The 13,754-nt window shown below is 68.8% G+C and carries 14 protein-coding genes; 8 read left to right on the top strand and 6 right to left on the bottom strand.

Annotated elements, in window-relative coordinates; all coding sequences use genetic code 11:
• On the top strand, positions 1 to 1,194 hold the full coding sequence (locus B073_RS0112070; protein WP_018538354.1) for a hypothetical protein: 1,194 nt from the start codon (positions 1 to 3) through the stop codon (positions 1,192 to 1,194).
• A 17-nt stretch (positions 1,195 to 1,211) separates the two neighbouring features.
• Positions 1,212 to 1,550: a nuclear transport factor 2 family protein gene (locus B073_RS0112065; protein ID WP_018538353.1), complete on the top strand. Its 339-nt coding sequence runs from the start codon at positions 1,212 to 1,214 to the stop codon at positions 1,548 to 1,550.
• Positions 1,551 to 1,951: 401 nt separating this feature from the next.
• On the opposite strand, the gene B073_RS0112060 is transcribed toward B073_RS0112065, so the two are convergent.
• Entirely contained in the window at positions 1,952 to 2,713 is a 762-nt protein-coding gene (locus B073_RS0112060; protein ID WP_018538352.1) for a class I SAM-dependent methyltransferase, read from the bottom strand.
• Between the two features lie 508 nt (positions 2,714 to 3,221).
• Here B073_RS0112060 and B073_RS0112055 point away from each other — a divergent pair.
• Positions 3,222 to 3,893, top strand: a complete 672-nt coding sequence (locus tag B073_RS0112055) for a hypothetical protein (protein ID WP_158690117.1) — start codon at positions 3,222 to 3,224, stop codon at positions 3,891 to 3,893.
• 2 nt (positions 3,894 to 3,895) lie between these two features.
• Positions 3,896 to 5,194 carry a sensor histidine kinase gene (locus B073_RS0112050; protein WP_018538350.1) on the top strand — a complete coding sequence of 433 codons (1,299 nt, stop codon included), beginning with the start codon at positions 3,896 to 3,898 and terminating at the stop codon, positions 5,192 to 5,194.
• A 104-nt stretch (positions 5,195 to 5,298) separates the two neighbouring features.
• Here the strand turns inward: B073_RS0112050 and B073_RS0112045 are convergent, their stop codons facing one another.
• Complete coding sequence (locus B073_RS0112045) at positions 5,299 to 5,706, bottom strand: hypothetical protein (protein WP_018538349.1); 408 nt, start codon at positions 5,704 to 5,706, stop codon at positions 5,299 to 5,301.
• 374 nt (positions 5,707 to 6,080) lie between these two features.
• Between B073_RS0112045 and B073_RS0112040 the strand changes: the two genes are divergently transcribed.
• Positions 6,081 to 6,821: an AAA family ATPase gene (locus tag B073_RS0112040; RefSeq protein WP_026247294.1), complete on the top strand. Its 741-nt coding sequence runs from the start codon at positions 6,081 to 6,083 to the stop codon at positions 6,819 to 6,821.
• Positions 6,822 to 6,910: 89 nt separating this feature from the next.
• Here B073_RS0112040 and B073_RS0112035 read toward each other — a convergent pair whose 3' ends face one another.
• The 3 genes from B073_RS0112035 to abc-f all read right to left on the bottom strand — a co-directional run bounded on the left by B073_RS0112035 (position 6,911) and on the right by abc-f (position 10,652).
• On the bottom strand, positions 6,911 to 8,209 hold the full coding sequence (locus B073_RS0112035; protein ID WP_018538347.1) for an erythromycin esterase family protein: 1,299 nt from the start codon (positions 8,207 to 8,209) through the stop codon (positions 6,911 to 6,913).
• 71 nt (positions 8,210 to 8,280) lie between these two features.
• The gene (locus tag B073_RS0112030) at positions 8,281 to 8,895 is read right to left on the bottom strand and encodes a CatB-related O-acetyltransferase (RefSeq protein WP_051093994.1); all 615 of its coding nucleotides are present in this window, start codon (positions 8,893 to 8,895) and stop codon (positions 8,281 to 8,283) included.
• Positions 8,896 to 9,029: 134 nt separating this feature from the next.
• Positions 9,030 to 10,652 (bottom strand): ribosomal protection-like ABC-F family protein, encoded by a 1,623-nt coding sequence (gene abc-f, locus B073_RS0112025; RefSeq protein WP_018538345.1) that lies wholly within the window; start codon positions 10,650 to 10,652, stop codon positions 9,030 to 9,032.
• Positions 10,653 to 10,808: 156 nt separating this feature from the next.
• On the opposite strand from abc-f, the gene B073_RS39865 reads away from it, so the two are divergent.
• The 3 genes from B073_RS39865 (at position 10,809) to B073_RS0112010 (ending at position 12,493) form a co-directional block, all read left to right on the top strand.
• A complete protein-coding gene (locus B073_RS39865; protein ID WP_037811503.1) occupies positions 10,809 to 11,501 on the top strand; it encodes a TetR/AcrR family transcriptional regulator in 693 nt (230 codons plus the stop codon).
• 97 nt (positions 11,502 to 11,598) lie between these two features.
• The gene (locus B073_RS47120; RefSeq protein WP_199788139.1) at positions 11,599 to 12,030 is read left to right on the top strand and encodes a hypothetical protein; all 432 of its coding nucleotides are present in this window, start codon (positions 11,599 to 11,601) and stop codon (positions 12,028 to 12,030) included.
• Positions 12,031 to 12,100: 70 nt separating this feature from the next.
• Positions 12,101 to 12,493: a hypothetical protein gene (locus B073_RS0112010; RefSeq protein WP_018538342.1), complete on the top strand. Its 393-nt coding sequence runs from the start codon at positions 12,101 to 12,103 to the stop codon at positions 12,491 to 12,493.
• A 162-nt stretch (positions 12,494 to 12,655) separates the two neighbouring features.
• Here B073_RS0112010 and B073_RS0112005 read toward each other — a convergent pair whose 3' ends face one another.
• Positions 12,656 to 13,630, bottom strand: coding sequence for an amidohydrolase family protein (locus B073_RS0112005; RefSeq protein ID WP_018538341.1), 975 nt, complete (start codon positions 13,628 to 13,630; stop codon positions 12,656 to 12,658).
• Positions 13,631 to 13,754: the final 124 nt, after the last annotated feature.

The following is a 13,754-nucleotide window of genomic DNA, read 5'->3' as shown; positions in this document are numbered from 1 at the left end:
ATGAAGGCAACGTTCTCCACCATCCTTCTCAGCTCACTGGGTTCGACGGTCCTGTGGCTGCTGCTGGTGCCGAACTTCCAGGCACAGACCCACTCCGACGGACTGGTCGGCCTGCTGGGCATGGAGCGCCAGGTGCTCGGGGTGGTCGGCGCGCTCCTGGTCGGTGTCTGGGCCGACCGGGGCCGCATCGGCCGGAAGTTCGCCCTGCTCCAGACCCTGCAACTGGCCCTGGCGGCGGTCTTCCTCCTGCTGACCTGGCTCGGCACCGCGGGACCGGACTTCGTCCTGGTGTGGACCGCGCTGCGGTTCACGCTGGTGGGCGCGAGCTCCGTCCTCGCCTACCGCCTGCTCGCCGACGCCTCCGGCTCCAGCGCCCAGGGCGCGGTACTCCAGATGGTGACCTCCCCGCAGGGCGCCATGGTCTTCGCCGCCGTCATCTGCGCGGCGGTACCTGCCTGGACCGCACACACCCTGGTCACCGCGCTCGTCTTCGACATCGCCTCCTCGCTCCTGGTGATCTGGCTGCTGCTGGCCCGCCCGGAGCACGGCGAGGGCGAGTTCGGCTTCGAGTGGCGCCACGTCCTGCGCCGCGGCGCCGCCGCCGTGCGCAGCTACTGGCTGCCCCAACTGTGGCCGTGGAACCTCCTGCAACTCGCCTTCCTGGTCAGCCTCTCCGGCATGATGGTCTACGCCAGCGTGATCGCCGAGGCCCAGACACTGGTCCCGACCGGCATCGCCTTCTCCGGTGGCTGGTTCTTCTACGGATTGGCGTTCTGGCTGACCGCCCCCCTGCTGCGGAACCCCGAACGGGCCCGCCGCTGGGCACTGGCCTTCGCCGCCGTCCTGATCGCCTGTGGCGTGCTCGGCACCCTGGTCGGCCGCTCCGCCTTCCCCGTCCACATGGCTCTCTACGTGGCGCTGACCTTCGTCAACGCCTACTGGATCCACTTCACCAACGCCCGCATCCTGGAACCGGCACCCGCCGCCCACCTGGGCCAGATCCGTGCGAGCATGATCTTCTACCTCGGCCTGGTCTTCGGCATCGGCGAACAACTCGTCGGCCTGCTGCTGGAGTTGAAAACCGGACTGCTGCTGCTCGGCCTGGCCCACGTGGTGGGCGGCATCGCCCTGGCCGGCGCCCTGCTGGCCATCCGCACCCGTACCCGCCGCCGCACCCTCGTGCCGGTCGCCTAACAACTTACGGAGTTCCCATGACCCCCGAAGAGATCGTCGACGGCCAGCTCGCCGCCTACAACGCCCGCGACCTCGACGCCTTCCTCAGCTACTACGTCGAGGACGTCCCGGTCCACGCCTTCCCCTCCGGCGAGGTGCTCGCCGACCGCTCGGGTCCGGCCTTCCGCGAGCGCTACCGCGCCCTCTTCGACGCCAGTCCCAACCTGCACGCCGAACTCGTCTCCCGTGTGACCCACGGCCGCATCGTCATCGACCAGGAACGAGTCTCCGGCTTCCAGGGCGACGAGGTCCGCGCCGCCGTCGCCCTCTACGAGGTCGGCGAAACCCACATCGAACGCGTCTGGTTCGCCGTCTGACCACGCCCGCACCGGCCACACCTTCCCGGCGCACGCGCCGGGCACCGCTACCGACCACCACCTCACCGGCCAACTGAACCACCGTCGGACCGAAGCCGCGAAGTCCCCAGGCCAACCAGGGACTTCGCGGCTTCTCCACACCTCCTCGGGGAGCCTGGCCAGGCACCCCGACCCCATACCGACGGCCTTCTGCCAGCGCACCGATCGAGCCCCGATCGCCGCTGGCCGAAGACCTACTGGTCCAATCTGGACGACCACGGCAGTGAGGAGACCGACAGCAGGGAGCGCCGACGCCTGCGCATCTCACTCGCCATGCAGCACGAACGGGAAGCCGAAGGGAAGTCCGGCCGCATGCGCCAGGCATTCCTCCGCTTCGAGAAGCGCCGGACACAGCCCCCGGGTCACGGCCGACCGGCCACCAGCAGATCAACGACATAGGTCTCCTCTACGGCCTCCTCGGGGAAGACCTCGCGCAGTCGCCGCCGCTCCTCGTCGAAAAAGGCACGGCTTGTGGCCTCGTCCAGGACGAGGAGCGCCGACCGGCTGCCGATGTTGGCGAGGTGGGTGTCGAGGGAGACCGTGCGCTGCCAGCGGATCTGCCGACGTTCGACCCGCAGGCCGGTCAGGCCGGCGAGCCGGACGGCTTCGCGATCGTCGGGACGCACCGAGGGATGTGGGGACACTCCGCAATGCCGCGCGATGCGCTCATGCTGGGCACGCGACCACGGCACGTCGAACGCCGTCGTGTTCCACCAGATCGCCAGCGCACCGCCGGGTCGCAGCACACGCAGCGCCTCCGGGACCGAACGACCGGTATCGGTCCACTGCCACGACTGCGCGTACGTGACCAGGTCATGAGACACATCGGCGAGAGGAAGGGCATTGCCGTCGCCCCGGACGATCGGCACGTCCGGCAGCACTCGACGAAACTCGACCGCCATCGCCTCGCCCGGCTCCACCGCGATCACGTCCGCGCCCCGCTCACACAGCAGCGCAGTCGCAATCCCCGTGCCCGCCCCCACATCGGCGACCCGGACACCCGTCAAAGCACGCCCCAGAAACTCCTCGACGACGTCGAAGAGCGCGGCCGGATAGGAAGGGCGGCTCGCCTCGTACTGGGCAGCCACCGAATTGAACGCATGAGCACGCGACTTGGCAACCATCTCCGCATCATGCCGCCCTGCCAGTACCACGACCAACCCCCAGTTCAGTGGAGGCGGCTACGCCACGGCCGCCTTCGCCATGGGCGCGCATGCCCGGGACTGGCTCCGTCCCGGCCCGGTCCGCATCAGCGGTGCGTTAGTGCCGCATTAGCCGATCGGCAGTGCCGGGAGCCAGGCTGGCGGGACTACGGAACGGATCGACGACGGAACAAGGAACGAGGTGGCCGGCGGGCGGGGGGTGCCCCAGTCGTCGCACTGTGCCACCCGGCAGGCGCAGAGAGTGGGGTGGACTGCTTCCCGTCCGAGCGGAAACCATCCTGTGACCTGGCCCACGACCTGTAGCCCGACCGATGGGTTACCGTTTCCGGACTTGTCGGATCGTCGCAGAGCCATGCGGAGAGAACGTTTGACTTCTCACGTCCCAGCCCCTGCGCCTTCCGGGCTTTCTGGGGGCAGCGCCATGCCCCACGACCCTGGCAGGCGCTCGCCTCACGCTGCCGTGCGGGCGGTGGCACTGGCGGCCGTGGCGGCGGGCACCGCGGCTCTGCTGGGCGGGTGCACGGAGGCCGATGCGCCGAAGAGCGCGGGGCATGCCGCCCCCGTCACCGGCCCGGTTACCCTGTGGCCCGGTAGCAAGCCCGCGCCGGCGACGCCACCGCAGACGGGTGGGGAGGAGAAGCCGCAGCCGCTGACCGCGTTGCCGAAGGTGCCGTCCGGGGACATCCGGAAGGTCTCGGTGGGCTCCGTCCTCCTGGCGCAGATGGACCTGGAGAAGCGCCACGACCAGGCGGTCTTCGAGAAGGACGAGGAGCGCAAGATCCGCTCCTGTGCCGACAAGCCGGGCTCGGCCTCCTGCCCGATACGGGCCCCCGAGTACCACGACCTGACCGGCGACGGCAAGGACGAGTTGATCATCGGCGTTCGGAGCGGAAGCAACCTCCTGATCATGTACGCCTACACGCTCAAGAACGGGGTGGTGACCTCGATCTTGGGTTCCACCAGTTCCCCGCAGCTGGTGGAGGTCGCCGACCACAAGCTGGTCATCCACGAACCAGGCGACGCGCCGGGCTACGAGAGCCGCACGGTCTATGTGTGGGATCCACGGCACCAGGTCATGACCATCCAGGATGTGGGTTACGGCCGACGTGCCCCGTCCGCTGCGCCCCCGTCGGGCAGGTGAGCGTGCACACTCTCCGGGCCCGTCCGCCGCGATGGCTGCATGCCTGGACGGCGACGCTCTACTGGAAGGCCGCCGTCTTCATCACCGTGATGTGCTGCCTGCTCGCCTCGGTGCTCGGCATCCTGGTGCACGTCCTGGTCGACCGGCAGACCCAGGACCGTGCGCGCCACACGGCACTGGCGGAACTGGACCGCAACAAGTCCGCGTACGTCGCCGGCACCCCCCTGGACCGCAACATCTCGGTCAACCCGACGGACCTTCCCGCTCCGCTCCGCGAGATGACCCTGCAACGACACGAGCGCGGGACCCAACTCGCCACCCACCAGGGCCGCCCCGTGATGTGGGCCGCCACCCCCGCCACCGGCGGAAAGGTGCTCGCGCTGCGGCTGGACTACAGCGAACAGGCAGCCTCCCTCCGCGGCCTGGACGCGGCCATCATCGGCTCCTCCGCCGCCGCGATCGCCCTCACCCTGGGGGCCGGACTGATCTCCGTCTCCCGCATCACCCGCAGACTGCACCACACCGCCCGTGTCGCCCGGCGCATCAGCACCGGCGATCTCGACGCCCGCGTCAACGACCCCCGCTCGCGCTGCCCCGACCGGGCCCAGGACGAGGCCGCCGCCGTGGCGACCGCGCTCGACGCGATGGCCGCCAGTCTCCAGAGCCGACTGCACAGCGAACAGCGATTCACCGCCGATGTCTCCCACGAGCTGCGCACCCCGCTCGCCGGTCTCCACTCGGCGGCCGAACTGCTGCCGCCCGGCCGTCCGACCGAGATGGTGCGCGACCGCGTCCAGGCACTACGCGCTCTGACCGAGGACCTGTTGGAGATCTCCCGGCTCGACGCCCAGGTCGAGAGCGCCGACCTCGACGTCCACCAACTGGGCCCGCTGGCCGAGCGCGCGGTACGGGCCACCGGCACCACGACCGAGGTCCGCGTCGTGGGGGACGACCAGGTCGAGACCGACCGGCGCAGGCTCGAACGCGTCCTCGGAAACCTCGTCGCCAACGCCCACAAGCACGGCTGCCCGCCTGTGGTGGTCACCGTCGACGCCCCGGTCATCACCGTGCGCGACCACGGCGACGGCTACCCCGCCTATCTCCTCGACCAGGGCCCTCAGCGCTTTCGGAGCCAGTCGGGCGGGTCCGACGCCGGCAAACGGACCGGCCACGGCCTGGGCCTGACCATCGCCACGGGCCAGGCCCAGGTCCTCGGCGCCACCCTCCGTTTCTCCAACGCCCCCGACGGCGGAGCGGTCGCCGAACTCCACCTCCGGCCCTCCCCGGAGCAGCCCCAGTAGCCAGTCTTCGGCCTCCGGCCGCCGCGGCGCGAGACCACAGACCACACACCAGCGGCCCCCGGCTCGAAGAATCGAGCCGGGGGCCGCCGCTACGCCGGAGACGGTCAGCCGAGGTCTGCCGGTGCCTTGGGGAAGGAGAGGGTCTTCACCGTTTTGCCGTCATGCTTGTAGATGACCTTGGCGGTGGCATCGGCCTGTGCGGCGGGCTTCGGCTCGGACAGCGTGAAGGTCCCGTGCGGATCCATCCGGCTCGGCACCGGGCCACGCTTGTCGTGGTTGAGCACCCGCGTGACACCGTGCTCGGGGTCCTTGACGGTGGCGGTACCGGTGTTGCCGTCCAGCGTGACGGTCTCCCCACTGTCGACCTTGACCTGCTTGACGTAGTCCGTCGGCATGGCGGATGCCGCCCCGACCGGCAGGGCGACGGCCGCGCCGGTCACCGCGACGGCAAGGGTGCTGCGGAGCGCTGTGCGCTTCCAACGTCGGACGGAAGGCTTGGCCTGCGTACGCATGATTGCTCCTCTACGGATGCGTGTGGTCTGGCGTCCGGGGCTGCCCGGACCTTGCCGGGCGTTGGAGAAACGCCCATGACCTGCAAGTTAGGTCGCCCTCATCTCGGCCGCCCCAAGGTTGTGTATCAGGCCGTGCTCGGTCGTCGATCGAGATCGTTGCATGGTTGTTCTGCGTCGGCCCGGACGGTGGGGGAGCGGCACCCAGAGCGCGTACGGACGAGACGAAGTACCGGACCAGCATGGCGAGTTGGGTGCATATCTGCTCGTACGGGGAACCGGGCTGCTGGTGCCGAGGGCGCGACACGGACGACGGGTTCCGTCATCGTCGCGTTGCTCAGGGCTGGGTTGTCAGTGGGCTGTGAGAGCTTGGGGACATGCTGATCGAGCGGGCTTATGTGGATCTTCCGGAAGGGGCGGGGGCGGCTGAGGAGAGCTGGCCTTGGACGGTGCCGTGTGTGCGCCAGCTGGTTGAGGAGGGGCTGGCGTTCCGGGCGCCGGTGACGTTTTTGGTGGGCGAGAACGGGTCGGGGAAGTCGACGCTGGCCGAGGCGCTGGCGGAGGGGTTCGGGCTCGATTCGTACGGTGGGTCGGCGGGCTACAAGTACGCCAGCTCGCGGGAGGTGTCCCCGTTGGGTGGCCGGATGCGGTTCGACCCGACGCGGGAGGGGCGGGCGATGGTGCGGGCGCCGCGGGTCCGCCGGCGGGGATTCTTCCTGCGGGCCGAGACGGCGCTGGAGGCGCTGAGCGGCGAGCGGGCCACGCAACGGATCTCCCGGCACCCGGACGAGATGAGCCATGGGGAGGGCTTCTTGTTGGCCTTCCGGGAGCGGTTCGCCCAGCGGGGCCTGTATGTGCTGGACGAGCCGGAGGCGGCGCTGTCGTTCTCCTCGTGCCTTGAACTGGTCGCGCTGATGGACGACTTGGGAAAGTCCGGCGCGCAGGTGGTCTGTGCCACGCACTCTCCGTTGCTGACCGCGTTGCCCGGTGCGGAGATCGTGGAGGTGGGTGAGCACGGGATGCGGTCGGTGGAGTGGGCGGAGCTGGGGCTGGTGGACCACTGGCGGCGGTATCTCAGCGACCCCCGGGCGTATCTGCGACACGTGCTGGCGCCGTGATGAGGGCAACCGGCCCGGGCTTGGCTCACACGCCTTCGCGCTCACATGCCATTGAGTTCACATGTCTGTGAGTTCATGCGTCCTTGCGCTCACAAGTCTTCGAGGTTGTCGGCCACCGTGGAGGTCGGGGTGTGGAGGATGGCGTCGAACGCCTCGAGGACGGGGCTGTTCATATAGGCGCTCTGGATGCGGATGCGGTCGGGGATCGGCGCAAGGCCGGCGTTGTCATGAGCCTCCGTGCGTGCCTGGTGGAGGTCGGCAATGCTGAGGCCGAGTTCGGCATCGGCGAAGGCGGCTTCGATGCTGCCCGGCTCGGACGGCTCCAGGGCGGTGGCGTCGACGGTGAAGCCGAAGCGTGCGTTCTCGTCGCGGGGCATGTCCGCGGTGTGTCCGGTGGTGCTCGTCAGGCCGAGCGCGAAGTAGTCGTCGCCGAGTGCGCGGTGCAGGTGTTGTCCCATCGGGAGGCCGGTGAGGTGGCCGTCGAAGGAGATCGGTGACTTCTGGATGTGGGCGTTGTGGGCGGCGAGCACGATGCGGGTTCCGGGTTCGAAGTGCGCCAGGTGCCACAGGACCGCCCCGGCCATGTAGACGTCCCGGGCCGAGGTGTCGGCGGCCAGCCCCTTTCCGGCGAAGAGGTCGGCCATGGCACGGAAGGTGTAGTCGGCGTGGCAGGCACCTTCGAGGCGTTGCAGGGCGATGTCGTAGCTGAGTTGGTCGCTGCGGGAGACGTACAGCGGTTCGACGGCGCGGAAGCGGATGAGCAAGCGCATCAGGGTTGCGCTGAGGGTGTCCTGTTCGGCGCTGGTCAGACGTGCCCACGCGGGCGCGGCGACGGCTCCGGAGCCACCGGCGAACGATGCGGCGATCTGCAGGGCGGTTTGGACCGCCGGCAGGAATTCCGGGTCGGTTCGGCGTAGGTAGTCGGCGACCGGGGACAGGGCGGGGAGCAGGGAGCCGCCTGCCGCGGGGATGTCGACGCCGGCGAAGCGGACGGGCTGCGCGGCGGTGCGGTTGTGCCGGCGCATCCAGCGCAGCGGTTCGTCCAGTCCCACGGGGATCGCTGCGGCGAGGTGTTCCGACAGTCCGTCGTCGGTCCCCTCGCCCTGGGCCCATGCGTCGAGGGGGAAGCCCTCGCTGAAGCCGTACTCGAAGGCCAGGACGGTGAAGCCGCAGCGTTCGACCAGGAACCGCAGAATGCGCTCGCGCATAGCGGCGAACTCGTCGATGAAGTGGGAACTTTCGCCGATCGCGACGACGCGGGCGTCGCCGATGAGTGAGCGCAGCGGCTCCAGGTCGTCGAGCGGTGCCTCACGATCGAGGTGGGTGAGGGGGACGGCGTGGGCGCGAAGCCAGTCGGCGAAGGGGTTGTGGCGAGAAGACGTAGGCATACTGATGACTCGATTCCCAAGCTATGGAACGCTGGAACTCTTCTGGGACTCTGACGTGCTGGAACGCGGGATCACCCGTGCGCGGGCGGGGGCACCGCCTGCTCCAGGTCGTCGATGCTGCCGGACATGATCGTGCGGATGTGTTCGGTGAGGTGCTCGAGCGGCCAGTCCCACCAGGCAAGGGTGAGAAGGCGGTTGATGTCGGCATCGCTGTAGCGGCGGCGGATGAGCCGGGCGGGGTTGCCGCCGACGATGCCGTAGTCCGGGACGTCGTCGACGACTACGGAGCCGGAGGCGATGACCGCTCCGTGGCCGATGCGGACGCCGGGCATCACCATGGACCGGTATCCGAACCAGACGTCATGGCCCACTACGGTGTCACCCCGCCCGGCCAGGCCGGTGATGAGGTCGAAGTGTTCGGACCAGGCACCGCCCATGATGGGGAACGGGAAGGTCGAGGGGCCGTCCATGCGATGGTTGGCGCCGTTCATGATGAACCGCACCCCCTCGCCCAGCGCGCAGAACTTCCCGATGACCAGCCGTTCCGGCCCGTAGTGGTACAGCACGTTGCGGGTTTCGAAGGCGGTCGGATCGTCCGGGTCGTCGTAGTAGGAGAAGTCTCCGACCTCGATCAGCGGTGAGGTGATCAGCGGCTTCAGCAGCACCACCCTCGGCTGCTCGGGCATCGGATGCAGCACGGTCGGGTCGGCGGGAACAGGCGGTGTCACGGACGGTTTCCTTCCTGGAGGGAGCAGGCGTGTCTGTGGGGGTAAGTGGGAGTACGAGGTACGAGGTGGGTGCGCCCGGGTCCGGACCTCGGTCAGGCACTGGTCATGGCAGGCGTCGGGGTCTCCCGCACGGGCAGGTGGGCGCCCCGCCAACGCCGTCGCAGCCGGCGATCGTGGCTGACGATGACGAGGGTGCCGTCGTAGCCGGCCAGAGCGGTTTCCAACTCCTCGACGAGGGCGGGCGACAGATGGTTGGTCGGTTCGTCGAGCAACAGGATGTCCGATGGCTCGCTGAGCAGCCGCGCCAGGGCCAGCCGCTGCAGCTGCCCGGTGGACAGTCTGCCGACCGGCTTCGTGAGCTGGTCGCGGTCGAACAGGCCCAGGGACAGCAGCCGTTCGGTGTGACTGGCGGCGTCTCCGGTCCGGCCGTGGGCGAAGGCGGCCAGTACGGTCTGGTCCGGGTCCCCGGGTTGCGGCTCCTGGGGGAGGTAGCCGATCCGGCCGCGGCAGGTGACGCTCCCGCTGTCGGGCGAGACCTCCCCGGCCAGGACGCGGAGCAGGGTGCTCTTGCCCGCTCCGTTCGGCCCCGTGATCAGCAGGTGCTCGCCTGCCTTGACGGTGAGGCTCGTACGGCCGAGTCGGTCCCCGACGGTGACGTCGGCGGCGTCGAGCACGACACCCTCCAGGTGGCGGGCCCGCAGTACGGGGGTGAAGCGCAGCGGCTCCGGCGGGGGAGCTACGGGGTCGGCAAGGAGGCGGCGCAGTCGCTCCTCGGCGTTGCGCACCCGGCTGGCCAGTGACTGCTGCACCCGGCCGCCGGCCCGGTCGTAGGCCATCTTGTTGCCGTCCTTCATCGGTCGGCCGGGGGCCACCTGGCGGGCGGTGGTTGCGGCGGTCGCGCGGAGTCGGTCGATGTCGGCCTGCCACTGGTCGTGTGCCTGGGCCCAGCGCTGCCGGGCGGCGGCCTTCTCGGCGAGGTAGCCGGCGTAGCCGTTGCCGTACCGGACGACGCGGCGCCGGTCGGCGTCCACCTCCAGCAGGCTGGTGGAAACCCGTTCCAGGAAGTCCCGGTCGTGGGAGACCGCAACCGTGGTGCCCCGGCGGGAACGCAGGTGTTCCTCCAACCACCTCAGGGCGGAGTCGTCGAGATGGTTGGTCGGTTCGTCCAGCAGCAACACCTCAGGCGCGGCGGCCAGCACGGCCGCCAGTCGCAACCTGACGCGTTCGCCGCCGGACAGGCTGCCCACGGTACGGTCACGGGCCACCAGTCCCAGGCCGAGACCGTGCAGCGCGCGCTCCACGCGGGCCTCGGCGTCGTAGCCGCCGCGCAGCTCGAAGACCGTCAACAGTTCGCCGTACTCGGCCATGACCGACTCGTCGCCGTCGGCCATCGCGGCCTCCAGACGGTGCATGCGCTGCTCGACGGCGCGGAGGTCGCTCAGGGCGCGGTCGACGATCTGCTGGACCGTCGCCTCCGGCTCCAACCGCTCGTCCTGGGCGAGATAGCCGACGCCGCCGGTGGCCTGGACGACGACCTCGCCCTGATCGGGCAGGTCACGCCCGGCGAACAGGCGCAGCAGGGTGGACTTGCCGGAACCGTTCTCACCGATGATCCCGGTGCGTTCGCCCGCGGTGAGCGAGCAGGTCACCGAGTCAAGGACGAGCCTGCCGTTGAAGGACTTGCTGACGGCGAGTGCAGTGATCTGTGTGGGCATGCGAGGTCTCCAAAGCATTCGAGAACGAGGCGGCCGTGAAGGACCGCGAGGCCGGGCGAACGCTTTGAATGAGCATTGATCACTCCACTAGTGCGACAACTGATGCTTTAAGATGTTGCCACAGCGAAGTCCCCCTGAGCAAACGGAATTTCCACCATGACTCCCACGGGATCAGCAGCAGCCCCGGAACCGGACGCAGCCCCGGACGCAGAAGGCACGCGGGCGACACCGACCCGACGCCGCCCCGGCGGCCGCACCGCGCGCATCCGCATGCAGGTACTCGATGCGGTCCGTGCGGAACTGGGTGAACACGGTTATGACGGGCTCTCCACGGACGCCGTCGCCGCCCGCGCCGGGGTGCACCGCACCACGGTGTACCGGCGTTGGGGGGACGTCGGCGGCCTGCTCGCCGACGTTTTCGACGCGGCGAGCGACGATGACTGGCAGCCACCGGACACCGGCTCCCTGGAAGGCGACCTGACGGCGATGAATCAGGAGATCCAGACAGCCCTGACCGGGGAGCCGCCGATCGTGACGGCCCTGATCGCCGCCTCGTTCCGCTCCGAGAAGGCGGCTCGAGCCCAAGAGCGGCTCTGGGAGGACCGGTACACCCGCTGCGAGGTCGTCGTCGACCGGGCGATCCGGCGCGGTGAACTCCCCTCGCACACCGCCGCCCGACCACTCCTCATCGCCGCCACCGCGCCGCTGTACCACCAGCTGCTGCTCCTCGGCACGCCCCCCGATCCGCGACTGCCCGGCAGCGCGGCCAGAACCGCCGCCCTGGCCGCAGCGGCCGGCGCTTTCGCCGAACCCGCATCAGAGGCCGATGCCCATCCTCAACGCCGTTGATACAGCGTCGGTTTGGCGAGATGACGGTGGGGGGCGCCTTGACGCCACCCAGGCACCGGCGTTGGAACTGGCTGACCTGAGCGTAGGCTCCCGAATCATGACTTCGACGGAGATCGCACGAGTCTGCATGGGTTACGCGCTCGTCCTGGTGTCGTTGTTCACCCTGATCGTCATTGGCTCGCTGCTGGTGGCGCGGGATGCCCTGCTCTCCGACTACCCGCCCGCGATCAGGGAGCGTTACGGGGAACAGACTGCTGGTCCTCGACTGGTTGCTGTTCTGTACCGTGCGGCCTCCCCCGGGTACGGGGCAGCAGTGGGAGGGCTTGGGGTCTGGCTGGCCGAATCGATGACCGTCAGAAGCGCCCTAGCGGCGTTCGGGGTGTCACGCGCCGGGAGCCGGCAAGGCGGCGGAGCTTCCTGTGTGATCCGCTCGGTGCGGTCGACGAGGCCGGTGAGGAGTTCTTGGCTGCCGGCAGCCGACTTCGGAATGAGCGTGCGGGAGTGGCTTGATCCGCTGAAGGCCCATTGACCGTGAATTGATCTCCGATAGGTTGGCGCGCGGCAGGTTTGCCCCTTCGTTTCCCATTCAAGGAGTTCTCGTGTCGTATGGCGCTATACGCCTCGGTCTGGCCGCCCTGACGGCCCTCGGCCTCTCCGTATGCGTTGCCCCCGCCGCCTCGGCCTCCAATGCGTCAAACGCCTGCCACAAGGGCGAGTTCTGCCTCTTCAGCGGGCCGCACCAGACCGGGCAAGTCCTCTACCGGCTCAATGTCAAGGTCACCAAAACCGGCTTCAGCTTTCCCGAGGTCGACTCGCTCGCCCCGGTGATCGAGCCGCTATCGGCGCGCAACCCGATTCCCGACAGCTTCGGCTGCATCGTGCGCCTCAACGACAAGGCGCACTTCGCCGGCTCCGAGCAGGAGATCGACGGCTTCGGCGACAAGGAACTGAGCGGCGCACCCGTCGGCTCGATGACGCCCGACTGCGGCTGATCTGATCTGACCCGTGCCGCCCAGCGGCCATTGAGGAGCATGCTGGCTGGTCGGCTCCGGACCGAAGCCGACCAGTCAGTCAGCCAGCCGGCCAAGATGCCCCCACAGCCTCGCCGTTCGACGGAGAGCTGTCGGCTCGCAGGATCAGTTGAAGGACAGCTTCTAGACGGAAATGCCGTACAAGGATGCCGCGTTGGCTGACGAGAACTGTTCGCGTTCCGCGTCCGACGAGAAGTGATTCAGGAAGGAATCGATTTCCTCTCTGGTTGGCCGCTGGAACGGGTAGTCGGTCGAGAAGATCAACCGGTCGACGGAAGTGACGGACAGGGCGTGCTGCAGGAGCGCCGGATTGAGCATGCCGGAGGTAGTGATGTAGAAATTCGACCGGACGTAGTCCGATATGGATCGCTCCAAACCAGCGATACGGGCAAGGCCGTCAGCTCGGTCGAGCCAGAAGAGCAGCATCTCCCCCCAGTGGCCGAGCACGACTTGAAGGTCGGGATGACGGTCGAACGTTCCTCGCAGCACCAGGCGGAGTGCCGCAGTTGCGGCGTCCAGGTGCCACCCCCACCCGAAAGTGGCGAGGGCGAGGTCCGTCATGGGGTCGAATCCTCGATATGAGGCGTCTCGGACTGCGGTCGAGGGCAGTTGTGGATGGATGAACACGGGCTGGCCGAGTTCTGATGCGGCGGAGAAGAAGTCGTCATAGGCGGGGTCGTCGAGGAACAGGTCGCCCGATCGGCCATAGACCATGGTGCCTATATGCCCCATGCCCGCCGCTCTTTCCAGCTCGCTCCCGACGTCCTTTGGTGACGACATGGGGAGAGTGGACAGCGATCGGAAACGGGTCGGGTGCCGGGCGACGGCCGCCGCAGCCATATCGTTCGCGGCGCGGCTCAGAGCCAGTGCCTCCCTGGACGGCAGCGGCTGGACTCCCGGCGGTGTCAGGGCGAGGACGGACACATCGATTCCCTGAGCGTCCATGGCCGCGATGCGGCCGGCCTCCAGATCCTCCAGACGTTCCTGGTGGTCGCCCATCTCGTTGAAGGCAAGGCTTTCGTCAGGCTGCGGCACAGCTCGGAGGCCGGACGCCACGTCCGGCATGATCCAGTGTTCTTCGATAGCGATGAGAGGCACAGTCGTCAATCCTTTGTGTTCTCCTGCGTGTTGGCCACGTCAGACGCGGGTGAGGGGCGTTGCGAGTGATGAGACCGCTTACGGTGCCTGCTGGCCGTCAGGCCATTCGCCATGGTCGCTCGGT

The organism is Streptomyces sp. MspMP-M5 (assembly GCF_000373585.1).
GTDB lineage: Bacteria > Actinomycetota > Actinomycetes > Streptomycetales > Streptomycetaceae > Streptomyces.
Note: the sequence above shows the minus strand (reverse complement) of the source record. Positions and strands in the feature narration are given on the sequence as shown.

What these genes read in the sequence shown, in the direction of transcription:
- B073_RS0112065 (WP_018538353.1), top strand. Translation starts at nt 1,212, where the DNA reads ATGACCCCCGAAGAGATCGTCGACGGCCAGCTCGCCGCCTACAACGCC.
- B073_RS0112045 (WP_018538349.1), bottom strand. Translation starts at nt 5,706, where the DNA reads ATGCGTACGCAGGCCAAGCCTTCCGTCCGACGTTGGAAGCGCACAGCG.
- abc-f (WP_018538345.1), bottom strand. Translation starts at nt 10,652, where the DNA reads ATGCCCACACAGATCACTGCACTCGCCGTCAGCAAGTCCTTCAACGGC.
- B073_RS0112030 (WP_051093994.1), bottom strand. Translation starts at nt 8,895, where the DNA reads ATGCCCGAGCAGCCGAGGGTGGTGCTGCTGAAGCCGCTGATCACCTCA.
- B073_RS0112040 (WP_026247294.1), top strand. Translation starts at nt 6,081, where the DNA reads ATGCTGATCGAGCGGGCTTATGTGGATCTTCCGGAAGGGGCGGGGGCG.
- B073_RS0112070 (WP_018538354.1), top strand. Translation starts at nt 1, where the DNA reads ATGAAGGCAACGTTCTCCACCATCCTTCTCAGCTCACTGGGTTCGACG.
- B073_RS0112060 (WP_018538352.1), bottom strand. Translation starts at nt 2,713, where the DNA reads ATGGTTGCCAAGTCGCGTGCTCATGCGTTCAATTCGGTGGCTGCCCAG.
- B073_RS47120 (WP_199788139.1), top strand. Translation starts at nt 11,599, where the DNA reads ATGACTTCGACGGAGATCGCACGAGTCTGCATGGGTTACGCGCTCGTC.
- B073_RS0112035 (WP_018538347.1), bottom strand. Translation starts at nt 8,209, where the DNA reads ATGCCTACGTCTTCTCGCCACAACCCCTTCGCCGACTGGCTTCGCGCC.
- B073_RS39865 (WP_037811503.1), top strand. Translation starts at nt 10,809, where the DNA reads ATGACTCCCACGGGATCAGCAGCAGCCCCGGAACCGGACGCAGCCCCG.